At 38.1% G+C, this 24,954-nt stretch carries 31 protein-coding genes and 2 pseudogenes; 1 reads left to right on the top strand and 32 read right to left on the bottom strand.

Annotation, left to right across the window (positions count from 1 at the left end):
* Position 1 precedes the first annotated feature (1 nt).
* From ACRD6K_RS20000 to ACRD6K_RS08895, 8 genes and pseudogenes are all read right to left on the bottom strand, one after another.
* Positions 2 to 97, bottom strand: a pseudogene (locus ACRD6K_RS20000) (hypothetical protein); the annotation flags it as partial.
* Positions 98 to 117: 20 nt separating this feature from the next.
* Positions 118 to 381, bottom strand: coding sequence for a helix-turn-helix domain-containing protein (locus tag ACRD6K_RS08925; RefSeq protein ID WP_430972969.1), 264 nt, complete (start codon positions 379 to 381; stop codon positions 118 to 120).
* A 310-nt stretch (positions 382 to 691) separates the two neighbouring features.
* Positions 692 to 973 (bottom strand): hypothetical protein, encoded by a 282-nt coding sequence (locus ACRD6K_RS08920; RefSeq protein ID WP_430972968.1) that lies wholly within the window; start codon positions 971 to 973, stop codon positions 692 to 694.
* Between the two features lie 110 nt (positions 974 to 1,083).
* Positions 1,084 to 1,287, bottom strand: coding sequence for a hypothetical protein (locus ACRD6K_RS08915; protein WP_430972967.1), 204 nt, complete (start codon positions 1,285 to 1,287; stop codon positions 1,084 to 1,086).
* Between the two features lie 11 nt (positions 1,288 to 1,298).
* Complete coding sequence (locus ACRD6K_RS08910; RefSeq protein WP_133465286.1) at positions 1,299 to 2,390, bottom strand: HigA family addiction module antitoxin; 1,092 nt, start codon at positions 2,388 to 2,390, stop codon at positions 1,299 to 1,301.
* Positions 2,391 to 2,402: 12 nt separating this feature from the next.
* The gene (locus ACRD6K_RS08905) at positions 2,403 to 2,723 is read right to left on the bottom strand and encodes a type II toxin-antitoxin system RelE/ParE family toxin (RefSeq protein ID WP_133465287.1); all 321 of its coding nucleotides are present in this window, start codon (positions 2,721 to 2,723) and stop codon (positions 2,403 to 2,405) included.
* A gap of 380 nt (positions 2,724 to 3,103) precedes the next feature.
* Entirely contained in the window at positions 3,104 to 4,123 is a 1,020-nt protein-coding gene (locus tag ACRD6K_RS08900) for an ArdC family protein (protein ID WP_133465288.1), read from the bottom strand.
* 5 nt (positions 4,124 to 4,128) lie between these two features.
* Positions 4,129 to 4,320: a hypothetical protein gene (locus ACRD6K_RS08895; RefSeq protein ID WP_133465289.1), complete on the bottom strand. Its 192-nt coding sequence runs from the start codon at positions 4,318 to 4,320 to the stop codon at positions 4,129 to 4,131.
* Between the two features lie 353 nt (positions 4,321 to 4,673).
* Here ACRD6K_RS08895 and ACRD6K_RS08890 point away from each other — a divergent pair.
* Positions 4,674 to 4,961, top strand: a pseudogene (locus tag ACRD6K_RS08890) (HU family DNA-binding protein); the annotation flags it as partial.
* A 768-nt stretch (positions 4,962 to 5,729) separates the two neighbouring features.
* Here ACRD6K_RS08890 and ACRD6K_RS08885 read toward each other — a convergent pair.
* The 24 genes from ACRD6K_RS08885 to ACRD6K_RS08770 all read right to left on the bottom strand — a co-directional run bounded on the left by ACRD6K_RS08885 (position 5,730) and on the right by ACRD6K_RS08770 (position 24,953).
* The gene (locus ACRD6K_RS08885) at positions 5,730 to 6,236 is read right to left on the bottom strand and encodes a beta-barrel fold lipoprotein (RefSeq protein WP_133465291.1); all 507 of its coding nucleotides are present in this window, start codon (positions 6,234 to 6,236) and stop codon (positions 5,730 to 5,732) included.
* Positions 6,237 to 6,299: 63 nt separating this feature from the next.
* Complete coding sequence (locus tag ACRD6K_RS08880) at positions 6,300 to 6,782, bottom strand: PH domain-containing protein (RefSeq protein ID WP_166642923.1); 483 nt, start codon at positions 6,780 to 6,782, stop codon at positions 6,300 to 6,302.
* Position 6,783: 1 nt separating this feature from the next.
* Complete coding sequence (locus tag ACRD6K_RS08875; protein WP_430972966.1) at positions 6,784 to 7,389, bottom strand: hypothetical protein; 606 nt, start codon at positions 7,387 to 7,389, stop codon at positions 6,784 to 6,786.
* Complete coding sequence (locus tag ACRD6K_RS08870) at positions 7,386 to 7,967, bottom strand: ubiquitin family protein (RefSeq protein ID WP_430972965.1); 582 nt, start codon at positions 7,965 to 7,967, stop codon at positions 7,386 to 7,388. Before ACRD6K_RS08870 ends, ACRD6K_RS08875 begins: the two co-directional genes overlap by 4 nt.
* Positions 7,964 to 9,193 (bottom strand): DUF4099 domain-containing protein, encoded by a 1,230-nt coding sequence (locus ACRD6K_RS08865; RefSeq protein ID WP_430972964.1) that lies wholly within the window; start codon positions 9,191 to 9,193, stop codon positions 7,964 to 7,966. Before ACRD6K_RS08865 ends, ACRD6K_RS08870 begins: the two co-directional genes overlap by 4 nt.
* Before the next feature lie 4 nt (positions 9,194 to 9,197).
* Positions 9,198 to 9,398, bottom strand: coding sequence for a hypothetical protein (locus ACRD6K_RS08860; RefSeq protein ID WP_430972963.1), 201 nt, complete (start codon positions 9,396 to 9,398; stop codon positions 9,198 to 9,200).
* Complete coding sequence (locus ACRD6K_RS08855; protein WP_430972962.1) at positions 9,388 to 10,059, bottom strand: M23 family metallopeptidase; 672 nt, start codon at positions 10,057 to 10,059, stop codon at positions 9,388 to 9,390. The genes ACRD6K_RS08860 and ACRD6K_RS08855 overlap by 11 nt, the downstream gene beginning before the upstream one ends.
* Entirely contained in the window at positions 10,056 to 12,038 is a 1,983-nt protein-coding gene (locus ACRD6K_RS08850) for a type IV secretion system DNA-binding domain-containing protein (protein ID WP_430972961.1), read from the bottom strand. The genes ACRD6K_RS08855 and ACRD6K_RS08850 overlap by 4 nt, the downstream gene beginning before the upstream one ends.
* A gap of 8 nt (positions 12,039 to 12,046) precedes the next feature.
* Complete coding sequence (locus tag ACRD6K_RS08845) at positions 12,047 to 12,508, bottom strand: hypothetical protein (protein ID WP_430972960.1); 462 nt, start codon at positions 12,506 to 12,508, stop codon at positions 12,047 to 12,049.
* 19 nt (positions 12,509 to 12,527) lie between these two features.
* Positions 12,528 to 13,352 (bottom strand): conjugative transposon protein TraN, encoded by an 825-nt coding sequence (gene traN / locus ACRD6K_RS08840; RefSeq protein WP_430972959.1) that lies wholly within the window; start codon positions 13,350 to 13,352, stop codon positions 12,528 to 12,530.
* Positions 13,352 to 14,548, bottom strand: coding sequence for a conjugative transposon protein TraM (gene traM / locus ACRD6K_RS08835; RefSeq protein ID WP_430972958.1), 1,197 nt, complete (start codon positions 14,546 to 14,548; stop codon positions 13,352 to 13,354). The genes traN and traM overlap by 1 nt, the downstream gene beginning before the upstream one ends.
* Before the next feature lie 2 nt (positions 14,549 to 14,550).
* Entirely contained in the window at positions 14,551 to 14,919 is a 369-nt protein-coding gene (locus tag ACRD6K_RS08830) for a hypothetical protein (RefSeq protein WP_133465301.1), read from the bottom strand.
* On the bottom strand, positions 14,897 to 15,511 hold the full coding sequence (gene traK, locus ACRD6K_RS08825) for a conjugative transposon protein TraK (RefSeq protein ID WP_430972957.1): 615 nt from the start codon (positions 15,509 to 15,511) through the stop codon (positions 14,897 to 14,899). Before traK ends, ACRD6K_RS08830 begins: the two co-directional genes overlap by 23 nt.
* Positions 15,512 to 15,522: 11 nt before the next feature.
* On the bottom strand, positions 15,523 to 16,722 hold the full coding sequence (locus ACRD6K_RS08820) for a TraJ family protein (protein ID WP_430972956.1): 1,200 nt from the start codon (positions 16,720 to 16,722) through the stop codon (positions 15,523 to 15,525).
* Between the two features lie 188 nt (positions 16,723 to 16,910).
* On the bottom strand, positions 16,911 to 17,735 hold the full coding sequence (locus ACRD6K_RS08815) for a hypothetical protein (RefSeq protein ID WP_430972955.1): 825 nt from the start codon (positions 17,733 to 17,735) through the stop codon (positions 16,911 to 16,913).
* Entirely contained in the window at positions 17,732 to 18,400 is a 669-nt protein-coding gene (locus tag ACRD6K_RS08810) for a hypothetical protein (RefSeq protein WP_430972954.1), read from the bottom strand. The genes ACRD6K_RS08815 and ACRD6K_RS08810 overlap by 4 nt, the downstream gene beginning before the upstream one ends.
* 1 nt (position 18,401) lies before the next feature.
* Complete coding sequence (locus tag ACRD6K_RS08805) at positions 18,402 to 19,055, bottom strand: hypothetical protein (RefSeq protein WP_430972953.1); 654 nt, start codon at positions 19,053 to 19,055, stop codon at positions 18,402 to 18,404.
* Positions 19,056 to 19,150: 95 nt separating this feature from the next.
* Positions 19,151 to 19,807 (bottom strand): hypothetical protein, encoded by a 657-nt coding sequence (locus tag ACRD6K_RS08800; RefSeq protein WP_133465307.1) that lies wholly within the window; start codon positions 19,805 to 19,807, stop codon positions 19,151 to 19,153.
* A 35-nt stretch (positions 19,808 to 19,842) separates the two neighbouring features.
* Positions 19,843 to 22,893, bottom strand: a complete 3,051-nt coding sequence (locus tag ACRD6K_RS08795) for a TraG/VirB4 family ATPase (protein ID WP_430972952.1) — start codon at positions 22,891 to 22,893, stop codon at positions 19,843 to 19,845.
* The gene (locus tag ACRD6K_RS08790) at positions 22,871 to 23,179 is read right to left on the bottom strand and encodes a DUF4133 domain-containing protein (RefSeq protein ID WP_133465309.1); all 309 of its coding nucleotides are present in this window, start codon (positions 23,177 to 23,179) and stop codon (positions 22,871 to 22,873) included. Before ACRD6K_RS08790 ends, ACRD6K_RS08795 begins: the two co-directional genes overlap by 23 nt.
* A 12-nt stretch (positions 23,180 to 23,191) precedes the next feature.
* The gene (locus tag ACRD6K_RS08785; RefSeq protein ID WP_208111768.1) at positions 23,192 to 23,464 is read right to left on the bottom strand and encodes a DUF4134 domain-containing protein; all 273 of its coding nucleotides are present in this window, start codon (positions 23,462 to 23,464) and stop codon (positions 23,192 to 23,194) included.
* Positions 23,465 to 23,583: 119 nt separating this feature from the next.
* On the bottom strand, positions 23,584 to 24,009 hold the full coding sequence (locus tag ACRD6K_RS08780) for a hypothetical protein (RefSeq protein ID WP_133465311.1): 426 nt from the start codon (positions 24,007 to 24,009) through the stop codon (positions 23,584 to 23,586).
* Positions 23,996 to 24,340: a hypothetical protein gene (locus tag ACRD6K_RS08775; RefSeq protein ID WP_430972951.1), complete on the bottom strand. Its 345-nt coding sequence runs from the start codon at positions 24,338 to 24,340 to the stop codon at positions 23,996 to 23,998. Before ACRD6K_RS08775 ends, ACRD6K_RS08780 begins: the two co-directional genes overlap by 14 nt.
* A complete protein-coding gene (locus tag ACRD6K_RS08770; RefSeq protein ID WP_133465313.1) occupies positions 24,333 to 24,953 on the bottom strand; it encodes a ParA family protein in 621 nt (206 codons plus the stop codon). The genes ACRD6K_RS08775 and ACRD6K_RS08770 overlap by 8 nt, the downstream gene beginning before the upstream one ends.
* Position 24,954 lies beyond the last annotated feature (1 nt).

Raw genomic sequence — 24,954 nt, 5'->3', positions numbered from 1 at the left:
TTCGGTTGTTTCTAATGTGTTCTTTTAAGGCTTTTTTCAATGCATCAACATATTCATCTACTTCCTCTTCCGTTTTTAATTCTGATTTTGAGAATATGGGTTTTACGTTGCTCCGTTTTATGTAGTGAACTTTGAGCGCACTAAATCTTTTATTGGTACTTGTAGAAGCTCACTCAGTTTCTTTAAATGTTTTTCGCTTGGGCTGCTCTTCTCCTGCACCCAGTTACTCACGGTAACAACGCTTACCCCAATTTTTTGAGCAATAAACGTTTGTTTCATCCCTCTCGATTTTATTATCTCCTTCAGCATATCTTTAATAAAAATTAAAGTTTGTCTTCGTGTAAAGGTAAAAATATAAGTTGATTGTTCAGATTTTCCCATCAAAAAATCGTGTGGACCTTTCAGATTTTGTTTCACACCCTGAGGTAAATTTCTCTACAATATTAAATCTATGATTCGGCAATAAATGAAGTATTTTGCCAAATCATAGTATCTCCATACATTTGGAAATCGTAAAGAAATCATTACATATAACAGAGCATTAGAAATGCTTTTGTGGATAATCAAAGTGTTTCGTTAATCATTGTAGTAGCCTTATTTACGTCAGACAAAACGGATAAAATAAACTTCGGTTCCTTTTTTAAAGTGGAAATACCAGTCAAAGCCCAAACAACCCATTTAAATCTTTTGATTAGTTCAATCCGTCAATTACTTTCATCATATTTACCATCCAGCCTTCAGGAGATATGTCTCCTTCTGCAAAACTGCGCAATTCCCCTGTAAGCGATTCGGGAGTATAAACGGTTTTAATTTCTCCGTTGAAAGAGAATTCATCTTTCCCCTTCTGGTTGAAGAAGCTGGTAATTGTTTCTACAAATTTATCGGCAGTCTCCTGATTGTCAAAAATGAGGCTGGATAAACGTTGACGTTTATAAAAAATGGTTAGTTCTGCTACGGTTTTTTTTGTTGACATGTTCTCGAAATAATTAGTTTGTTGTTTTATTTTTAGTCTTGTTAATAAAGGCATTGACTTCTTCCTGCATCTTTACAAATTATAACAATCCAATTTGGGAATGTCTATTATTAAATTTCAGTAACAGTATAATCTAATATCTTAAAACTATCGTGTCCACATTCTTCTTTAACAGCATTATGAGCCATGGCTCCTCCAACGTCTCTTTTGGCTGCATCATGTATGGGATGTATTCCTACATCGTAATATCTTGTAAATTCAGTTTGCCTTATATTGTCATAATAAGTTACTGTTATTCTTGCATTTATTCCCATGGTTTAATGTTTTAGTTTAATTTCTTATCAATATTTGACTTAATGGCATAATAGTTCATCTCATAGCAAGCTCTACCAAGAATAATTGCAGGATTGATTCCATATTTGTTGGCAAATTCATAAATGCGAATATCACTAAGTGGAATATAGTTGTTTACTAGATCTACCCACTGATTTTCTGAGATTAGAGTTTTTTGGGCATAATTATCTGCTTGTTGCTCATATTTATCAGCATTCTTTGCTCCAACAATATCTAAGAATCTTCGTTCTTTTTCTTCTCTTAAGTGCAAATCAATGTGTCCTAGTTCATGAAAAATATTAAATGCAAAGTTGTCTATTCGCTTATGTCTTAGTGTGAGAGCGATTACAGGATTGTCGCCACTCCAAAATGAAAAACCATCGACTGGAGCTTTCTCAAATCTAGGTATGTAAACTAGTTTAATGCCATATTCTTTAAGTTTTGATTGTGTTCTATTTCTCACATTTTTATTCTCAAAGAATATTATTTGTAATTCCTTCTTTAAAGTATCGATGGTATCAAAGTCAAATTCTGCCAATTCAATTTTTGATGCTTCATATTCAGCTAGTTTGCTCCATCCAAGCATATTGTTTTTTTCTATTTGCAATTTATCCGATTTACGATAAAAAGCAACTGCTTGATGCTGGGCAACCGTGTTTATAAGTCCATCTATCGAATTGACTTGGTAAATGTCCTTAATAGTCGATATGTCTTCCTCTAATGATGTGCCAATGTACCCGTGTTTTTTAAAACTTTTCACGGGTACGTATTCTTTTACAATGTTCCAGGTTTCCAGTAATTCAATTTTGCGAACATTCTTTTCTTTTAATCTGGCTTTATCGATATCATATTGGCTTTGAAATCGCATCCAGAATTCAGCCGGTATTTCTAATGCTTCTTCAAGTAATATTGCAAAATCTGCTGTAATTGCGCGTTTTCCCTTTATTATTTCATTTAAAAAAGTGGGTAAAACACCAAGTTCAATAGCAAGTTCTCTTTGTTTGATTCCTCTTGCTTTTATTTCTTCCAATAATAGTGTCCCTGGATGCGTTGCGTCAAATGGCAAAATAGCTTTTGTTGTCATCGTTAAGTTTTTTTACTTGTAGTGATTGCTTAGTTCAACTATGGAACAAATAGTTATAATATCGGGTTCTTCACCCTCTGTTCTAGTGCGGAATTCTATTCTGTATTGTTTATTTACCCTAACTGATTCAAGTCCTTTTTTATCACCGGTTAGTTTCTCATAATTCAAACTTCTGAATAGAAATAGTTCTTCGATGCGTTTTGCAACCCTTAGTGTATCGACAGTGCTCTTATATCTCTTTACGATTGAAGGTTGGAACCGGTGTTTTTTTCCTTTCGCCTTTCCTTCTTCATAAAGTTCTCTTAGATAATCCTGTTCAAATTCGATTTCCATTATCTAAATTTTGTGCAAAAGTATTAAATTGTTGAAAAGTTCACTAAAAAAGTGAAGAAAAATAAATAAAATTAAAGATTTTTAAAGTTTATCTCAGGTATTGTCCATTTGGGAATCTGCCATATCTTCAACAATCTTCAGATATTTTCTGAGTGTTTTTTCTTGGTTTATGCCGGTAATCTTTTTTACGTATTCAATGTTCATACCCAGATTTGCTCATTAATTTATTTATTGATACTAAAGAGAGTTCTCTCGGTACCAAAGTTGACTATTCATGCTACAGGTTGAGATCTGCTTTTTCCAGAAATCATCCAGCTGCAAAGACCGAATTACATTAATGCTGCCTGATGAAAACGGGAAGCTTACAAAAAGAATATTGTTCATCGACGAGATTTGACAGAATGTTCAGTACTAATTTGTTTAGAAACCTCTTGTTTCAAAACGACATCACTAATCATTGTAGAAGCTTTATTTACATCAGACAAAACCGATAAAATGAATTTCGGTTCCTTTTTTAAAGCTCCGAGCCAGGACTTCAAATACTGCGCATTTTCTTCCTGAATGCCGGAAGTAATTCCCAGGCTTTTACAACACACTGCTGAAGTTAATTCTGCAATAAGTTCTTCCTTTCCATACATTGGGTCACTAAACGCATTTTTTATATTCCTGTTAAGTCGTGAAGAATGCCCGGTAGAATGCGCCATTTCGTGTAGTAAAACGGCGTAGAATGCTTCACCCGACACAAACTGACCTTTTGCCGGTACCGTAATTTTATCATTCTTTGGAGCATAATAAGCCCTGTTTGAAATCTCAACATTAATTGGGCAAACCCAGTTTTGTTTATCCAGCATTGTGTCAACAGCCGGGCAACACAGCATTCCTTTTTCATCTTTAAGCTCTTTCGCATTGAATTTGTTCTTTAAAGATTCCCAACGTTCCGGGAATTTCTCAGGGAATGTGGTTTGCTCTACATTAAACACATTGTACTTTTTAAGAAAGGGAATAAGCTTATATTTCTCTTTTTGCTCTTCAGAAAGCCGATTATACTGATTTAAGGAGATTTTTTCTCCCTTTACAGACTTGTCGTCGCCTGTGACCATAAAGTTCCAATAAACCACCGGAAATGATTTTTCACCTTTATTTACCAGAACTTCCTGTTCCCGGGCCTGGTTAAAGGTCAGATAAACCGGAACTGTATAGTCTTTCATTTCAGCTAAAAGAAAAAGCATCATCGTATTTACCCCATCGTAGGTACGCCCAGAAAGATTTTCCGGCATGCCAACACCTCGGCTCGTAAACCATGGTTGATTCCAATCGTTAGCAACTTCTTCAATCTTTTTTATCATTAGGTCGGCGAAAACCTCTAAGGCTTTATCACCACCGTTTTTATAATCAGCCATAGTGTTTAGGTGTAAAGGTTTTCGTTTTCATAATTGGAGAGCCATTCTCTGGCATTATCCGGGTTTGGATTTTTAACTTCAGCTAAAAAGCTATCAGCTAAGTCCTCTTGTGCCAAGAGGAACTGTAAATCATCGATCTGTCCATTTTGATTCATCTGAACCAGCTCGTCATAGGGAATTTGTTTTAACTCTTTCATTTTGAATTCATTTTAATTTTTTCTTTAGTCGTATGTTTTAATGGGTCAACTCTAAATTTTTATTTTAGGGTAGGCAAAAAAGACACTCTTTTTTAAAAGTAAGTGGAAAGTGGAGCCTGCAGAACTGTCCGCGCTTTTAAAAATGTGTGTCCGGTGGGTTCTGTCGGGCTTCTGAATGCAACGGGCTTTCCCTCCTGGCAACAGGAAAGGGAGAAGTGCAGTGGAATGAAGAGGCCTGGCAGAAAGAGATAAATAAAAATACCGCTAAAAGGGTGGGTGGGCTTTGTTAAAAAAGAAAAATTGATTTGAGGACCAAAAGATTCATGTTTTAAAATTCTTATACTTGTAGGGTAAACAAATACATAATTATGAATAAACAAGAATTGGTATCGGCAATGGCCGAAAAGTCAGGTTTAACAAAAGCTGACAGTGACAAGTTATTAAAAGCCTTTGAAGAAACTTTAAAAGAAACATTAGGCAAAGGTGAAAGCATCCAGTTAATCGGATTTGGCACCTTTTCAGTTTCTGAACGTTCAGCAAGAACAGGAAGAAACCCACAAACGGGGAAAGAGATTCAGATAGCGGCCAAAAAGGTTGTAAAATTCAAAGCAGGAAAAGCTTTGGATGAAACAATTGCATAAAAAATATACTCTCAGATAATTATGTTTGCAAGACAAAAAAGTAATTACTACTTTTAGGATGTCGGGAGCTCTTCCCGACGTGTGTTTGGGGGTTAACATTAGTAAAAAGAGCCATTGTTGAATGGCTCTTTACTTTTTTAATAAGTTTATCTCAAAGCAACAAGGAATACGGAATATTAACTTTATCATGGGGGTTCTTAACCATTTTCAGATTTAATGCACGCTCACCAATAATTACTTTTGAGACCGATTTTTCTCATTCTATCTTACTTAAAAATTCACTACCATTTGATTTGTTGCAGAGATAAAAATAGTTGTCAAAACGACAACCAATATTGAGAAACAACATCATCGGTCGCACAATTCTTAAAAGGGCCAACAATCCATTTTTATTTAGGGTAGGCAAAAAAGACACTCTTTTTTAAAAGAAAGTGGAGAGTGGAGCTCGTGGAACTGTCTGCGCTTTTAAAAATGTGTGTCGGTGGGTTTTGACGGGCTTCTGAATGCAACGGGCTTTCCCTCCTGGTAACAGGAATGGGAGAAGTTCAGAGGAATGAAGAGGCCTGGCAGAAAGGAATAAATAAAAATACCGCCAAAAGGGTGGGTGGGTTTCTGACAAGGATAGGAACGGCATTAAAAGAAAGAACCGACTATATTTTTATTAATGGCGTAGGCTGCCGAAGAAAGCCCAAGTATAATTTAGAAAAATAAGCCGGGTTTGATTTTGATATAGTAGATAGCCTGTCCGTCAGCCAAAGGAAAAACAGGTTAAAGCTCATTCCAACCTGCAATATAAGTATTAAACACATAAGCTTTACCTAATAGAGCATCGAGTTTATAATAAAAATAATTGGTATTATCACTGCCATTAAACACCTCAAAAGAAGTAATCGAGATCAGCTTATTATCAATAAAAAATGAAACGTCTGCAGACAATGAAGCAGGTTCAGATTCCGAAAGGCCATCCAGCACATCAACATAAAATGCAGCTGTAAAAGCTTCGGCTCCTTCAGTATAAAACTCTTGCGTATCGTTATCAATTGGGATATATCCTGTCGAATACACATTCTGATCACCATCTGTTAGAACCAAATTATCAGAGCCGGTAATATCAGCACCTCTATCAGCAGATAACACAATCATTCCCTCAAACATATCCAGATCGCCTGAATATTCAACTACAATTTTAAGGGTCTGTTCATTGGTATACTCATCGTCGTTAGAGCACGAGAAAAGAACCAACGCCAAAAGCAAAAAAGAAAATAGATATTTCATAATAAGGAATTTAAAGATTTACAAAAAGAAATTAAACAAGTGTTTTCAGAAAAATGGATTCATTCAGTTGATTTCAAAAATCCGGTTTTTAATACGCGCCTCCTGCACCAGGTCACGAATCTGAGCCGTAATATTAGAAAGCGGTACACCTTTAATATCAAGCGTATCGGTAGTAAGGTCAGTGGTATACAGCCGAACCGACATAATCCCAAACAAGCGCATAAAAAAGGATTGCTCAACATTATAATCTTTAACCCGGAACAACTCAAGGCTATTGTAAGAACGGGCAATTATTCCTTTTCTCACGATAATCAGCTCACGGGTCAGAATGTAGTTTATAAAAATGACCGATAGGAATCTCCACCATGTCCAAATTGCAAGCAGATAAGCCAATCCGTAGAAGGCCGGTTGAAAGTAATGGGCCAATGCAATTGACACAACCAATAACAGAAGAAACGGCAGTATTCTGGACACTGCATAAATATTTGTCGGATGCAATGAAGCCAAAATTTCAGCATCACCGGCACCATCACGAAATTTCCCCATGTTAGTACGATTTAAAAGTTTCATAAATGGTCTCGGGAAGCTCAGGTTTGAACGACATACGCAAAGAATAGAATTTGCCGGAATAATAATTATAAGAGTCGATTCGGCTTAAAATCCCGTCATAATCGACATCAAATTGTTTTGATAGTGAATAAGGCAAAACCGTATCGGTTTCATTAATGTAGAATATGGAGTAATCTTCTTCAGTAACAATCCGAACCCGTTTATAAGAAAGTCCATTAAACACGGTATCTGCCAGATCAATTCGATTTGTATAATTGGGAAAAACCGTATCAACAAATGCAGCACCAAACGATTTATTTATCAATGAGCCGTTAGAAATAATATCGTCCAAATTGGAAAGATCACGGACAACAGAATAAGTGCCATCCGAGATAAGCACAAATCCTGGCATATCGGGAACCTTTTCAATAAACCGGTCCCAGTAGAAATACAAATCAGAGACCGGGATTTCATAAGAATCAAACAGATTGTCATCAGGATCATTGTAAACGTATAACATCAGAGAAATCGTTCCGGCTTTCATGTACTGCTTGCTGTTACAGGAAAGCACAACCAGAAACAGGAAAAGCAGAAAGTACTTCATAAGCGAATAGTTTTGTTTATTAACCGGCAAAAAAGAGCCTCGTTTTTAGGTTTAAACGTCCGGGTTTTGGAACGGAACCCGGAAAGTGTATAAAACCGGGAAAGTGATAACTTATCCAATGGCATGCTTGCCGTATACTTTCCATGTTCCACATACAGGGATTCATCCTTAATAAGAATATGGGGCAATGAACCATCAATAAGGCAGGATATGCGAATATCACTTACCCGGCCAAAAAAAGAATTACCAAAAGCAAGGGAAAAACGTGCAACCGGATTAGGAACCGGTATATTCTCGCACAAATATCCGGCAACCATCAACACGGAATTTTCAGCCGTTTTTTTCTGAACCTGGTAAAAAGACAGCATTTCAAGAAACGAATGAAACACAATGACGTTTTTGGTAATTGAAGGATTGACATGATCCATCAAAAAACTACCAAACGGAGAAAGATTTAGTTTCCCATCCGGGAATAAAATCTCTCCATTAGGAAAAACAATTTTGTCCATTTCTTCGGTAAAATAGCCACGAAAAAACGAAACCGTTTCGAAAGAAAAACCAAACTGTTCCAGTTTCATCGCTTCTGTTTTGTTCCGGTATTTTCCCTGTTTACAGCAGATTCTTTATTGATGCCGGAACCAGTAGTTTGATTTTTCTGATTGCGCTCACGGGCATCTTTTACCAGTTCCGGATCGTTAACACCATTGCTTTCAATATTTCGTCCAACAGTGTTCGATGGCGAAATGCGTGTACTTTCCTGTTTCACGATATTTATATCCTGAGCTATCGTTTTGTCATTCGGAAATCTGGCCTGTTTACGCTCCAGGTCGGTTTGTACTTTTTTCAAAGCATCCTCATAACCTTTCGAGTACTCGTTCTCGCGCTGCTGCATTTTCTTGCCTTTGTTTTCAATGGCTTTTACACCCCGGTAAAGCGTATAAGACAAGCCGCCATCGAGGACCATTGAAAGGATCAGTAAATTTTTATCAGAGCGTATTAAATCCGTTGAAGCGGGGGATGCCTGAACAGATGTTCCGTCAGGAAGTGTAACCTTTTTCCCTTCCTTATATCTACGTTTCTGCTCTTCGGTTAACGGCATTCCGTTTATTTCCTCAATTTGTTTTACATACTCCTGCGGCAAGCTAACAAAGCTTTTTGTTTCAGGATCGTATTCGTAAATAACAGCATGTTCCTTTTTTTTCGACTGCTCAATTGTCCGAATATCCCATCCCAGGCGTTCGGCTTCTATCCAGTTTCCCTTTTTATCCTGGGTTTTAACCAGTTCTTTTCCGGTAACAGAAAGTTGCACCTGATCATCGATTTTATACCCGGAGCTTTCAAGAGCACTTTTTAATCCTATTCCCCAAACAAATTTCTTTTCGCCATTTTGCTTTTCAAGCTCAACATAGTAGCTCTCTTTATTGCCTTCATCAAATTCAAAAGGAGCTTCACCATGCGAAATAATCTTACCGTAGGCCGCAGTAGTTTTGGAATAAACACCGCCTTTAGCAAATGCCTGATTTTCTTCCGGCGATAAATCCGGATGTTGTTTCAAATCCTTATAGATTGGATGGATAAACAAACCTGCAGAACCATCCGGTTTTCTTCTCAATGACAGTTTTGCATCAAGAGAAACCTTATTATCATTTTCAATTTTGACATTGTTCAGCTGAACGAATTGGGTAATATTTCCCGAAAGTAAATGTTCCAGCTGGGTATTATCCAATAATAAGTTCTGTCCATCTTGCAGGCCAAGGGCTTGCATATCATCTACCGGTATTTCTTCCAGTTTAAATTTTGTCATAACATTAACGTTTAAGTGGTTTATTCGAAATCGATTTATTGATTTGCTCAAGCTTGGCATCCATCAGGGAATTATAAAGCAAATCGGAAGGGGAAAGCGTTGTCAGTCTTCCATTTTCTGTATTGGTGACCTGTACTTTCCGGTTAGGTAAGAGCCCTGTAATTTCAAAGCCTTTACCGTTAAGTTCAATCTTGTCATTCATCATAAACGAATGACAGTTTTTCTTTTCCAGCATATTCAAGATGTTTATAATATTTTGTAAGCGTTGCAAGAAATTGGAGTGGGTTAACAGGCTTTCCGGCCTTTGTAACCTCAAAATGCAGATGCTCTCCTGTACTAAGTCCGCTGCTTCCTGTTATTCCAATTGCTTGTCCCGGTTCAACCCATTCGCCCTTGTGAACAAAGGTCTGAGACAGGTGGGCATATAAGCACTCATACTGCTTACCCAAAAAGATGTTAATACGCTTTCCGTAACCGGGCGACTCTGTTTTTTGAGTAATGATACCTGCAAGAACAGCAAACACCGTATCATTACGCGCCCGGAAGTCGATACCGGAATGAAACATTTGAGATTTCAGAATTGGATGAAACCGGTATCCAAATCCGGAAGTAACGTCCAGGTGACGTAATGGAGGGGAAAACAACACAGATCCGCGAATATCAATCGTGGCAGCATAGACACTCAATGTATCAGAAACCGATTGTAAAAACGGAACAGTATCGGCCCCGGCCTTTGGTATTTCAGTTTTAGAATGAACCAACTGAATTGTCTTGAACTGCTTTTCTTTCGAAACAGAGTTAAAACTCTGAGCTTTTGCAATAAATGGGCAACAAAGGGAAAAAGACAAAAACAGGAGAAGTTTCATGAGGTATACATTAAGTCGTTAACTACGAATTCAACTTCTTTGTTAATCTTCTCATAATTCCGAAGCAGGAACTTGTCTTTATCACCTTTAAAATGGTAATAAACAGGCATTTCAGGATAGTTTTCTTCTTCAGTTTTTATGGCTTTCATATCCAGGTTGATTTTGCAGTTAATTGCAGAAGGGACATAGCCTTTTCCTAAATCTGTTTTGTCGTCTGCATCACGCGCAATCATGCCAATCATGTGCCCTGTTTTCAGAGAAGCAATTTTCCCTGCAGGGATAAGTGCATCCAGTCGCTCGGTCATACCGATTGTTGCTCTGGCATGATCAACATTCAGGCTATTACCGGTTTGTTTTATTTTACCGACCATTCTTTCCAACCATTCCAATGTCCCTTTGTCCCGGACAGAACCGGAAAGAACATTTCCGATTACTGATGTAATTGTTTCGGCTGTTTCCCGGCCATATTGTTGTTTAAACTGGGGGAGTTCCTGTAATCCCAGTAGAACTGCGACTTTATTACTTCGTGCCGTGGCAATCAGGTTCTCAATCCGATGAATAAAGAGCGTCGGAACTTCATCAGCAATGATTGAAGTAGGCAAATTGCCTTTATCATTTATCAGACGGGTAATACGATTAATGACAAGTGCATAAAGCGCTGAATTAATACTTTGTGTTGATGGATTGTTCGCCAGGATCAGGATAGAAGGGTTCGACGGATCTGATATTTTCAGGTTAAAATCATTTTTTGAAAATACCCAGAATGACTCTTTTGTGGCCAGGCGTGAAAGAAAGATTTTTAAGGTGCCGATCTGACCTTCCAGCTGATCGAATGCCTTTTTATTAAAGGCACTCATAAATGGAGACAGCAGACTGGTCAATTCTGGATTCGTAAGCAGAACCGTAAAGATCTCTTCATACGAATGGTTAAGAAAGGCCATGATATGCGGCAGACTGGAGTACTTCCCATCGTTATGCTTCGCCCAAAAGTATACACTACAAGCAAGAAAGTTGACACCGGATTGCGTGAAAAACTGATCAGCCCCACCGGTCTTATCCCCTTTTTTCAGTGCTTCAATTAATGCTTCTGATATCTCCTGGGCAGCGGCTAAGGTTTGAACATATTGTGGAGCCAACGGATTTATCCGGCAGCTTCTGGAAATATCATCAATGTTGATAACATGAAACTGGTAATTCTTTAGTCTTCCCTTTCTCTTTTGTAAGAGGTAATTGTAATAGGCAATTTTCCCAAGATCAGGGTATTTGAAATCATAAAGACACATGGTAAAACCCTTTCGTATAAATTCCCTGATGGCAGGATTAATAACGCCAAAGCTTTTCCCTGAACCAGGTGTGCCGATTACAAAAGTTCCCCTAAAAGGATTGATGTTTATAAATCCCTTATGCACTTTCCCTTTGAAATAGAATACCATTGGTATATTTAAAGAGGTTGGGGTTTCCAGTTTGGTTTTATCCTGCATAAAAGATTCTCCTTCGATGTTCCATTTATCTTTTCCCAAACCTGATTTGACCATTTTAGAAACATTGTCGACAGCCGTATTGGTAATAATTGCACCAAAAAAGGAAAGGAAAATGTAACCGGCACCATACCAGTTTGTATGAGGAAAGATTTGCTTAAGACTTAAATCCCCGGCTCTGGGCAATAAAAAAGGACTGGTAAAAATTAATACCAGTCCTAAAGCCAGCGGAATAAAAATCTGAGTCTTGGGATTCAGTTCAATATTCTTCTTAGCTTTCGTCCCTATCCCCACAAGTAGAATTACGATCACCGTCAATAGCTTGGTATAGATTGGGTTATCGAAAAGAGGTATCATCTTAAGCCTTTCAAACAAAAGCATCAGTTGGTGCCAGATTGATTCAGTAAATAGCACGTTAAGGATCACATCCAACACTACAATACTATACAGAGCCATTTGCATAAAGCTGTATAGCTTTTGCAGTTCACGACTTTCTTCCATAACTTATATTAAAGTGAAATCCGAAACCCAAATTCAACAGACACACGCCAATGATTGCGTGCCCAGAAGTAGTAGCCGCTGGTATTCGAAATGATCAAATCGAAACCAGGAGCAAGGGATTGTAAAAACTCGATCCCTCCGAGGGTTGAGAGAATAAAATCAGAGTTGTCTGTCCCGATGTGTGAACCAAGCCTGAACTTAAAAGTTGTATTCCGACTTCGCGCCAGTACGGGTTTATAGAACATTCCAACTAACAGATTGTCGTAAGATTGATGATCAGCCTTGTAGTAGGAAAAGGATAGCTCTGCAGAGTTATGATACTTCGTATTTAAATCAACTCCAACGGTACCAGTCCAGGCACTTTCGTACACGGGACCTGCTTTCAACATTAAATATGTGCATCCTTCCTGTGACCTTGCATTACTGAAAGCTGTGATGAATAAGATAAGAATGAATACTGTTTTTTTCATGGTCTGTACTTTGAGGATTTTACAAGGTATCGGCGTGAAGTAAATCACGGTAATCAATATTTAACTCAATCGTTCTGCCGGAAATTTGCTTCTCATCAAGCTTAATGGTGAAAACTTTGTTTCCCGGGAAAGTAAACTTTTGAAAAACAAAGACATTTCTGTAACGCTTTCTGAAATAGCTGTTGTTATACAGTGAAAAGACTGGCCGGACTTCCAGATCCTGTACATTCGTTGCTTTGGTAATGCGTTTATCGCGGATGGTGAAACGAAACTGATCAACATCGTATTTAATCCGTGTACGGTTTCGAAATGAAACATCGATAAAAACGTAGTCCCCAACGGCATAAATATTATTTAAAGTCGCTTTCATTCCTAAAGCTTTACTCATCACATTATTAAATGCCGGTCTTCTGCCAATAACAATATCTCGTGAGATTTCTTTCATATCCCTGAATGTCATTGTTATCTCCGGGAATTCCAGTGGACTCATATGTTTAGGAAGAATATCAATGCGGGTTGTGGTGGACGAATAAAGATCTTCCGGGACATATTTCAGGTTGAACTGTGCAATAAACGATTGTCCGATAATCGTAACTACCGTTTCACCAACCTGACTTGCAATTGAATCAGAAAGTACTTTAACGCGGAGCACATTGTCAACCGGAATATCTCCCACAATAGCATCAGTAGAAATGTCAGCAAATTGAATGGGTTCCGGCGAAATAAAATGAACAGAAATCCCGGTAGTTATTGAAATAACCGGTAAATCTTCTTTGGGTATATCTGTAGCATTGACAATGAAGCAGATGAAGAAAAGTGAAATTGAAAAATATAGTGTTTTCATTATTTGTATTGGTTATTTAGTTCTTGACTATCGATTAGAAAAATATGGGTGGAATTTTTAATTTTTGCTTTGTTCTTACGGATAGCTTTGGCAATTGCCTGGGAAGTAGATTGAAACATACTTCCGACACCGGACATAAGAAGGTCGTTGGCACCATCACCTGTTGAGACATTTACTCCTTGTAGTGTTTGGGTTCCCAGATCTTTAGTAAAATCCCTGAATGCAGATTCCGGCACATACAGACCTTTTAATCCGTCGATGTCGTAAACATCGAGGTTAATTTGATATATATTACCGTTAAGCATTACCGTACTGATATTTAATGAAACCCGTTGAGCGGAGAAACCATTTATAAGGGCATATAAACAAGTCCCTTTTTCTATCAGCTGATCGGAAACTGTAATATCTTCCAATAAACGAATCCGAATCCGGGAACCGGCATACCCGGTTATATCTTCATCAATTATCGCCTTAATGAACGATTTATCCTTTGTCGGCTTAAGCGTGTTAAACTCACTGCTCACATTGTTTGCCGCTTCCACCTGAGACTTTCTTTCCAAAAATTCCAGCCGTTGTTTTTCGAGAGCCTCCTGAATTGCGATTCGTTTTTGTTCTTCTATAAAATCAGGATTGCTGGCATTCTGGAAACTGTCAATTAACGCCATTTGCTGACGCATTGTTTCCATTGGATCTTCTTCTGGTGGAGGGTTTGGAGCGTCATCTGGACTGGGATCGATATTTTCCTGATTGGCAGAATTGATCAAATCCAAAAGTGCCTGATCTGATTCACTAAGCGGTTCCGGTTTATAATGATTCTCGGAACCTTTATCGATATCTGATGTATAGAGCTGGCTTTTTAATACAGCTTCCAGGCTGTCGAGCCGTCTTTTTTCCTGAATGGAATATAAGTCTTCAAATGTATCAGCTTCCTGCTTTTCGTATGAAAGGCTTTGGATAGCTGTATAGCCCTCTGCATTCCTGTAATTTTCGCGGTATGTAGTTAGTTTATCCTTTAAGTTGGATTCCACAACTTGTTGTGAAGGATCGGATAATCGCCCCTGTAGCCCTTCGGCGACAACAGCTTTTTCTTCCTTCGTATTAAGTCCAAGTGAATTATAGACGTAAAACATCAGAAAGATGAATGGAAAAACAAAAAGCGGATATATGTATTTCTTTTGATTAAATTTTACCTTCATAGCTACTCATTATTTAAGTCTTTGTACAATATTTCCAGCTCCTCAAATATTTTCTCCATTTGAATGCTATCGGCCAAGCTGAGCTTTTCTTTACTTAGCAGAGAATCTATTTGGGATTCGAGCTTCTTACACTGTTGGTAATGGTCATAGTGAATGGTTCCTTGTGAAAAATCATCTTTAATCACCGAAAAACCATCTTTCAGTTCCTGTTTAAAGCCATTAACTCCCTGTTTACGATTATTGGTTATTTGGATCACACTAACAGATGTAGAAATCACAATACATAGAACCAGGATCATTGACATTATATAAAATGCCTTTTTCGGGTGTTTCTCCCAGTATTCCAGTTTAAAAATTGTTTTTAGCTTCATTTTTTAAGTCTTTATTTTCTATTGTTTTCCACCGCTCAATCAATACGCCATGAGGATTATTCTGACTTCGCGGAACATCCTTTAAATATCCTTCTGTTATCAGCGATCTGACAACGATTGATGATTTACGTTCGATCCTTTGTTTTCCGTAGTATCTGAAAAATTTGGCCGGAACATCCAGGAAGATGCTGTCAGTTTGAATGGTAAGTACTGCCGATGATGAAAGGATCTGATTAAACAGTCCCTTTTCTTTTAGGTTATTGTACTGCTGAATACCCGACTCATCTATGAGGTACATTGCTTTTTTCATTTGGTATTCAATGTATTTATTGTCCGGTGTAAGTGTAAAAAACAGGCTATGAAACACATTGACATGTGCCTTATATTCAACCGGACGGTTTACACTTTCATCCGTTTGTTTTGCAAGAATTGGAATGTCTTTGTCCAGGATATAAATTGATTTTCGGGACTCTGAAAGCTGTTTAGAGAGAAACATCATCATCAGAATGACAATTGCAAAGGAGAAAGTAAATGAGAGTATGGAAAGTAACTTTGCAAGCTTTACTTTCTGTTCAATATTTTTAATAATCATTGTTCAAGTTTTTAGATTCCTTTTGTAACTATTTTTCTGGCAGCAGATGAAGCTGCGCTTTTACTGCTTCTGGCAACTGCAGGTGCTGCTCTTCCCATAGTTGATATGGCAGAGCCTACTCCACTTGTTGAAACGATCCATGTTGAAACTGATGGTACTGTAAAAAGCATAATGGCAGTAATCAGAAATGTCAGGATTACTGTTCCGAATCCAATGGGGTTACTTCCCATGAGGTACATTAATTTTTCTGCAGATAGTAATAATCCATCTGAATCAACGATTTCTTTATACCTGTTGATCTCAGACTCTAAGGCAAACTGTTGTAAACGACTTCCAATAAATATTATAATCTCGGCAATTGTTGTATAAAGACTAACTGAGATAAATCGCGAAATCCATGCAGCAAAACTATCGCGAAACAATGGAAAGATGCTTAAAGCTACCGAGATTGGACCCAGCATAATAAGAATACCCGAATAAATGAGCTGCATGGAAATAACCAGGTAGGTAGCAAGTCGCAATAGCAGTAATGAAAGCCATTCAAGGAGAGTGCCGACAATACGGTTTGCAGCGTTATTCATCATTGCTTTCAGTGTAAACAAGGGTGTCATAACCGCTTCCAGTCCATCCATAACAGCCTTTCCTGCGCTATCGAGCATTTTCTGAAAAGTCGATTTACTTTGTTCCGTTGCAACGTCAACCTCCGCCGTTTTTTGAAAAATGTTTTGTGCCAGGTTATAGGCGTATTTCTCCCTTTCTATCCTCAGGTTATTTACAAGTTGTTGTTGTGTTGCTTGTTTTTCCCACATAGCGTCCGCCATAAGGTCTCCCGGTAATGAAAGAAAAGAAATAAAAGGCCCCCAAAAAGTAATGATAAGGAAAAGGCCAAAAGGGCGGAGCAATGGTAAAATTTCCCATTGTTTTGCTCCTGTCATCATTTCATACCCTCGCTGAGCGAAAAACAGAATGGTCATCAACCAGCCAATTACTTTGGCAAACAGGATAAAACTGTCAAAGTTGTACCATATATTTTGTTTCATATTGGTGCGGAAAGATTCCATAAACCAGTCTTCATAGATTTTCTTTCCCTGCGAAAAATCTACAGCATTTTCGACTTCATCATCCGTTGTTTGTGCTTTTGAGTCAACCGGATTGCATAAAAAAAGGACTGCGAAAAGCAGCCCTCCAAGAAGGAATTTTATGTATTTCATCTGTTTATAATTGTTTATTTTTTGCAACAGATGGAACTCGCATGGTATAATCATTCGCCTATGTGTGAATGACTTTCTCATGCTCGTTTCATTCGTTTATAAGTGTTTATTTTTTAGGTAACTCATGTAACTCGCATTATCATGTTCCTGTGTAATAAAAGGCTTTTTGTTATGCTCGTTTCATTTAACTATTTTATTTTGGTGTTTAACATGATTGATTCCATGATGCGATAATCTGAATCCGAATCCCATTGACTAAATCCGGTAGCAGCATCTCCGCTAATAACCGGACTCAAGTTTCCCTTGCCATCGCTGATTTCCAAAGAAAAGTTTGCCGTTTCTATGTTGCTATTCCATTTATTACCAACCAACCGATATTCCAACAGGATTCTGTGGTAAGCCATTATCCGGCTACTGCGTTCCATATTGGAAGTTAAAATAGAATTCAGCCTCTCCTTCAGACGCAGCATTTCATTATCGTACCACTCTATTGTACCACAATCAATCATACTGCTCAGTTCTTCATTACTTAAGGTTGCCACAGCTTCATTCAAATTGTAATTGGTTACCGGTTTTAGTTCCTTTTTATAATAAATGAGCCACATCGGATCACCTTCCGAAATAAGTCCGGAGTTGTACTGCAGTTCAGATAATGCTGTTTTGCCGGTTGAATCAGCTATTGTCTTATAGGCACTATTAATTCCTTTCAATTTTTCATTGAGTGCCATTCTTTGAGTTTGTTCCCCTGTAACAGAAAGCGGCCTGATATCAGCTCCTCTTTTATAACTTCGGTTCCTGCTTGGGGCAAGGATCCCCCAGGTCAGTGTATAATGAATATTCGTTTGAATACCCAGGAAATATTTAGGTTTTGGAAGCCAGTTACCCCATTGGGTAGCAACCATTCGATCTTGTTGTGCCTGTACATGGGGATCCTGAATTATCGTTTGAGAATAGCTTTTGTTGGATGCAATGAGGCACAATATAACAAAACACATAACAGTTAAGTATTTCATTCTTTAATAGTTTGAAGGTTAAACATGATATCCTCAATGAGTAGTTTGTCATAACTTATGTACGAAGCAAAAGGATTAATACTGTTCCATGTGCCAAACACCCCAGCCCAGTACAGATTTCTTTCAAGCCCGTATAGCACACCTCTTATTATTTGTAAACGCAGCGTGACTGACCTAAGTAGCTCATCCCTTTTTGCCACGTCCATCATTGCATCCCTCCCTTCTCTGGCAATGAATCCGGCAATCTCACCATAAAGCTCCATTGCCTGAGTTTTCATATCCGATACTGCCTTATTGGAGACCAATACAAGTTCTGGATTCGTAAATACAGTTCCTGTAATACTTGTTGAGAGCTCAAAGATGTCTGTAACAAGGGTTCCAATATGTTTAACTTCGCGACCATCTTTGATTACTTCGTTAACCTCGGTTAGTGACTTATAGATAAGAGCCTTTGCTGCAAGCAGTTTTGCAACATTATCCCTGATTTTATTGGTATTGGATTTTATTGTCTGAGTCTCGTTCTCCAGTTTTCGTTCTGCTACCACCCTATAGCCGTTATTAATAACCACTTTAAGTGTATGCCCGGGATCGCTAACAATCTGCTGGGCATTGCAAAAAGGAAGTATGGAGATACAAAGAAGTAAAATATAAAATATCGTTTTCATTTTAAAGGCTTTTAGCATTGGTAAGTATCTCTTCAATTATTTGCTTATCCTGGTTTACCCAGGTAAAAGAAAGTGGATTAACTTTTGTCATCGACATTTGGCGCAAGGACGCTAACAAAAGAAAAGCCTGGCCGTCCAGGTTCCTTAACTCAGCTAATGAAAAATCCAGCAGCATTTTTCGGTCAGCAATTTCCATTTTATTCAGCTCACCGACTGAAACAGATAATCCGGTATAGAGCCGGACAACAGATTCTGCTTTATCGATAAAAGCTTTTTCTCCATTAGCGGCGATAAGCGCAAATTCAGGGTTGTCCGTAACCAATTGTACAATTTTGCCTTGGGTTTCCTTGATTGAGTTTAGTAATGGAATAACCTCAGACAAGAATGTTGCAGCATCAATGATGATCCCAAGGGAATTGAGGCGGGATTTTACCGTCCTGTATTTATCCTGAAAGTACCCAAGTTGTTTCTTATTATTCTCTTCATTTGCCCAAACGGCTGTCTGTTTTGTTTTGATAGATTTTTGTCGGGTATTTTCAGCTCTTGTTTCCTTAATCAATTCATGTATGTGGAAGTAGTTTATAAATCCACCACTAAAGGCTTTAGGTTTTGGGACAACAACCCAAACCAGCATAAAACAAATAATGTATTTCATCTCATTAAAATTGTTTGTTTTCAAAGGTGTCGTATGCAATTCGCTTGTTTTAATAATTCTCTTGAATGTGAATTTTCTACATGCTTGTTTCATCGCTAAATTCCTTTCATCTTTCCCATTATTTCGTCCATTAAATGTTTGTCAGTATTCACCCATGACGAAAAAGGGCTGATACTATTCCAAAAGCCTTTTTGAACAGCCCATTTGATGTCATATTTAATACTGAAAGCCTCTGCGTACAATACACGAAGTTCGAAATAGATATGGTTAAGTAATTGCTGCCTGTCTCCGGCATCCATCATATTTGTTGTGCCGCCGGTGAGGACACTTGTAACTTCAGCACTCAACCGGGTTGCACGGAGGTAAAAAGCGTTGGCACTTTTTCGGGCAAATACCGTGTACTCAGGATTTTTGGCAGCCAACACTGTCGTCTCTGAAATTTCAGAGACAATATCCTCGGTTGTGGCAATGATGTATTTCACGGTAACCGCATCCTTTACAAGATCAGAAACAGATGTTAATCCGGTTAGAATCTTATCCTGTAATTCTTTGGCAGCTGCCAGTTGAACAGCAATCGTTGATTGTGCCACAGCAATAGAAGAAAGATTCTGATTCGTTTTGTTCTGCTCAGCTTTCAGTTGTGCTGCGGAAGTCGCCATTGCTGCTGTTGTAATAGGATCAATATATACTGTCTGGGCATTTAAAAACTTCACAAGCCCCAACAGTAAGACTATTAACAGATGTTTTTTCATGAGTTGAAAATTTGAAGTGTGAAAAATCAAGAGTGTTATGCAGATTGATTGCTGCCTCCGGTAATCTGTGAAATATCGATTTCTTTTTTAGCCAGATGTTTTCCAAGTGTGGTTACTGCGAGATGTCCAAATTTGCTTTGGTAAGCCTTTAAAAAACTGAATGCACTCTCGTTAACGGGGCAACCAATCAAATTAATAAATGTGAAAAAGGCCGAAGTAGATAGTCCACTTCTTTTCAGGTCTTTTGAAAAGTGTTCAAGGCCGTTGGGATAACTGCCAAAGTTTCTAACGTAAGTTTCAACGGCCAGCTTTTCAGGTTTTTCGGTAGTATAAGTGAGGTATTGAAAAAAAGATACTTCAGCACCGTACACCTCACCAATGGCCCCTCTTCGCATGTAAAACTCCTTGAAGATCGGCCGGTTTTCTTTATTGTCAAGATTGTTGATCGTAAATATCTTTCGTTTCTCGACCTGGTTTATAGAAAGCAAGGCAGATACAGCATCGTAGTTATCTTTAAACTTTGTTTGATCCAAAAGGCAAATCGTGTCAGAGTTATTGATGATACTATCTTTTACAATTGCATTTCCAACAATATCATCCAGCTCCTGAGTGACAACAATTGCTTCACCATTGTGTTTCCGTACCGTTTTGTACAAATACAAAATGTAACCTGCCATTAACGGGCTTGCAATTGCTTTCCATGCCTCCTCAATTATAAGGGTCTTCCGCTGTTGGTGTCGGTTTCTCATTTTCTGAATAAAAACATCCATAATTATCAGCGTGACAATCGGGAACAAAATTTTGTGCTCCTTAATATTGTCAATTTCGAAAACGATAAATCGTTCATCAAACAAACTACTGTCAGCCTGTTCGTTTAATATGCTTTGAAATTCTCCACCGCGATAGAATTTTCTTAGCACGTAGCGAAAGGTTTTAAAGTCAAACGATATTTCTTCTTTGTCAATAATCCTTGGGATCATAAAAAGAGAGAAGTCATAAAATGTATTAAAACTGAGGGACTGGACATTAAAATGTTTTGCCATACTTATTGTTTCCCTTTTCAGTATTCCGTGATAAATGTTTGAGAGTTCCACGGAATCTGACTGATCCAAATTCAAACCATCATCATAAAGAGAAACCTTATCGATATTACGGGCAAGGTCGTAACCTTTTTTCTGGTTCGGATCTGATAACACCTGGTATGCAATTGAAATCCGGTGGAACTGGATGTCATCTGAACTCTCACCATTCTTATCCGGGTGATATTTTTTAGCTAATTTTCGATACGAAGTTTTAATTTCAGCTGCAGTTGCACCGTAGTTCACCCCAAGTACTGAGTAATAATCCTCATTGTTCCAATTGTACTTTGAAAAGTTGTTAAGCAAGCTTGTTTTTGCTTCTTCAAATAGTGGCGCAATATCAGAACCATTGTTTTGCAAATGTTCTTCCAGTTCCTTTATCGGTGCATTATAAATCCAATCTTCATCATTGCCATTAAAATAGCTCTCGTAATAGGAGCTGACAACGTTACTTATAACATCAGATTCAACCTGTGAGAGCTGTCCGTCGGCACCTTTCCAAACCAAGCCGATAAGCGTAACCAGAAAATCCTTCTTTTCAAGGTTGTACTCTTGTTTGTTGATGATAAAAGGATTCATTGTAATCGGTTTGTCATCTTTCCAGGTAATGTATTTACCATTGAAATAGGATGATATACCGGAATAGCTATCACCGGTATCAACAATTACAACATCCATATTGTAGAGCATATATTGTTCTACCAAAGCATTCATAAAGAAACTTTTGCCGGAACCGGACGGACCAAGAACAAATTTGTTTCGGTTATTAATCCGGCCAATATCCCGTGAATGATCAGCCGGATCAATAGAAAGCGGAATGCCCTGCCTGTCCGTAAAGCGGATAGAAAATCCTTTTGGAGCCGGTTCAGAAACAGGCAGGGCTTCTTTAAAAAGGAATGTAAGTGCTGCGTCTGATGTAGTGAGGTACTTGTCGTAGTTTTGGAGTTCAACACCATTTCCAGGCAATGCAGCCCTGAATAATTCCAGCTGGTTATAACTGTTCTTTGACGGGATGATCCCCTGCAGGAACAAAGCGTTTTCAATTGAGTTAACCGCTTTTTTCAAATTTTTATGTTCGGCTTTTACCAATATTGAAAAGTGACTGTTAACAACCAGCTGGTTGTTTTTGGCCACGTCTTCCAACATCTGCTGAATATCTTCAACGGCCAGATCATTTTCAGGATCAGGGATGCCATTATGCCGGTTACGTTTAATCTGAAGCCTTTGGATTTCTGCAACCTGCTTAGGTATTTCAATTATCTGGTTGTAAACAATTGTGTCATAATCAGGAGTACCGTAAAGAAAAGACATCGTATCAACCGGAAAACCTTTGATTGCTTCGTTGTCATTACGCTCGACATAGGGCGAAACCTGTTCGGGAAGATCAATCCTGTCAATATCAATCAGAGAGAGACATTTTACAGCATAATCACCCATACCGATATGCGTATTATCGGGCTTAATGTTGTCCAGGGCAATATTCGACCGCTTAAAGTCCATCGAAAGGAGTTGTAATACCAAAGTATCAATATCCTTCTTTTGAAATAGTGTCGGATTAAAACCGGAGGAGTCAAGGACCTGGATTACTTTGTCAACTTTCTCTTTTAATGAAGCTTGTTTTTTTTGATTTTCATTGCTGTTCAGCTTCCGTTGTCCATTTACTGTTATCACGATATAGGAGTAAATTACAGCGTGTTCCCGTCCTTCAAAATGTTCATCGTAATGTCTTTGAAGAAACTCGCCTGAATTCATTCCTGTAGTATAGGATTCTTTGGAAAAGATATCCAGCTTTTGAAACATGTGGCCTTCTCCTATAATTTTAATGACCTGAAGGATACTGTAATGAAAGGCCATGTATTTGTCTGGGTCAGCAGAATATTGCAATACAGGATTTTGAATCTTGATAATAGCACTTGATTCAGCTTTCATGCCTTGAAGAAAGTGGCAATCATCATCAGAATCTTCGATACCGATGTAAGGAAGTTTAAATATTTTCTTTCTTGACATTTCGTATTCCTCTTAGGTTAACTTTAAATACATAAATTGCATTGTTACGGGTCTTTTCGTAAAGACCGTTCTTTTGGCGTTGAGAAGTATAAAATATTCCCCCGCCTGTCACGACAGCAAATACCAGTACGCCGAACAGAATATTGAATATTGTCCCTATCAGAGCAGTCAGGATTATTCCGGCAACGACAAATCCGATAGCCCAGTAAATGTATCTGCCTCTAAAACCTTTAAATACAAGGGGCTTTTGCAACCCCTTGTATATCGGAAAGAATAATTGATTCATTTTCCGTTCCGGTTACACACCAAAAATTGCTTTCACGACAGTAGGAGCCAGAAGTAGAAAAACGGCAGCTCCGCCGTATCCCATAACTTCTTTGTTTATGTCGCGATCACCGCCCTGCCATTTGTTATAAATACGGATAGCACCAATAATGCCCACAATTGCTGCAATAACATAGGCTAAAGAAGTAATTGGGGTAATGTAGGTTTTCAGAGTCGTTGTAGCCGTGTTAATACCGGTCGATATTCCATCCTGAGCAAATACAGATGAAATACTTGTTGTAACCATTAAAACTATGGTTAGAAAAAGTTTCTCAATTCTAGAAAAATTCATAATTATTAATTTAAAAGTTAATTTATTAGGCACAAAAAAGCGGCAATGCCGCTTACTGTTTTTATTTTAGTTAATCAGGTTGCAAAGTCGAATTTTTGCGATTCAATAATTGCTTTTTCCCGACACAAACTAATCAAACCTTTGAGTGTTACCCCGCCGGAGGACTGTGCAATGCTATCTTCCGTATCAGGAATTTCGGAGTTTTTCTCCGATTGACCGGGGTCAGGAACTTCCTTCTTTCGTGTTGCACTTTCTGAGACCGGCTTTGTCTTAGGATTTTCTTCCGGCTGCTCATCGTTCTTATTCGTCGTTTTCTCTTCATCCTCAAAACCATCATCTATTGTTTTTGGGGTTATCGTTGGGCTTACTCCTTCGATCAACAGAGAGTCACTCGTTTCCATTTGCTTTTTAGATGCCAGGAAAATATCATAGGCAATATTGGCAGCATAATAAACGATGTAAACGATCAATACGATCACTATAAAACTAATCCAGCTCATTTAGTATTCTTTTTAATTCTTCTTTAATTTCATTCTGTTCCAGTAGATCTTCAATTGCATAAAGCGCAAACTTTTGAATGCTGATGTTCAGCGTAGAAAGTTTTAAGTGAGTACGCCTGGGTAAACGAATGTGTACCATAGGTTCATTTTTATCAACCTGTTTGGACGATTTAATTTCATCCAATAAGCTGCCATTCTTTCTTTTAGCTCTAGCCTCTGTTTTCTTTCCCGGTTCTGAAACCCTGGGAGCATCTTTATTTTGAGTGCTACTTTCCCTGTGTGCTTTTTGTTTTTCCCTGATTCTGTCAGCAATATTTTTTATATCATTCATTTGCCACAGTGGTTATAGATTCAAATACCGGTTTTATTAATGGCAGCAATTCTGACGGTATGTGCCTCGTGGTGATGCGCTGGAAAGCGATACGGTCAGAAAGCGGTTTAGTAAGAATACCATTGTTTTGAAATTCTTCATTAATACCTTTTGCAAGGGAGTAATTAACTGAGGTTTTCAATCGGTTAGGGATGAATACTTTCTTCGCTCCCGGATTCAGTTCCTTTGTAATCATATCAAATAACAGCGTTGATTGGTAGGATTTCTTTTCATACTCAAAAGGTATTACGAAAACATCCGCTGCCTGAATTACAGGGATAAGAGCGTCATCATCAATTTTTCCCGGTAGATCTACGATTATTGATAAATCTTTGTTTTCCCTTAACATATCGATGATCTCGGGAAAGGTATCAAGGTCAACACCTATTACTTCGTACAATTCCGGATTATCAAGAATCCGTTCTTCTTCGTATTGCGAAAGAATTGAGCGCTGATAGTCCATATCGAGAATAATTGCTTTCGTTTTATTTATGAGGGAAATGTAATTCGAGAAAAGCATCGCCAGTGTACTTTTACCGGCTCCCCCTTTTTGGTTACCAAATACTATGATCATG

The organism is Sunxiuqinia rutila (genome assembly GCF_050589705.1).
Taxonomy (GTDB): domain Bacteria; phylum Bacteroidota; class Bacteroidia; order Bacteroidales; family Prolixibacteraceae; genus Sunxiuqinia; species Sunxiuqinia rutila.
The sequence above is the reverse complement of the archived record's forward strand: the minus strand, read 5'-3'. Positions and strand labels throughout refer to the sequence as shown.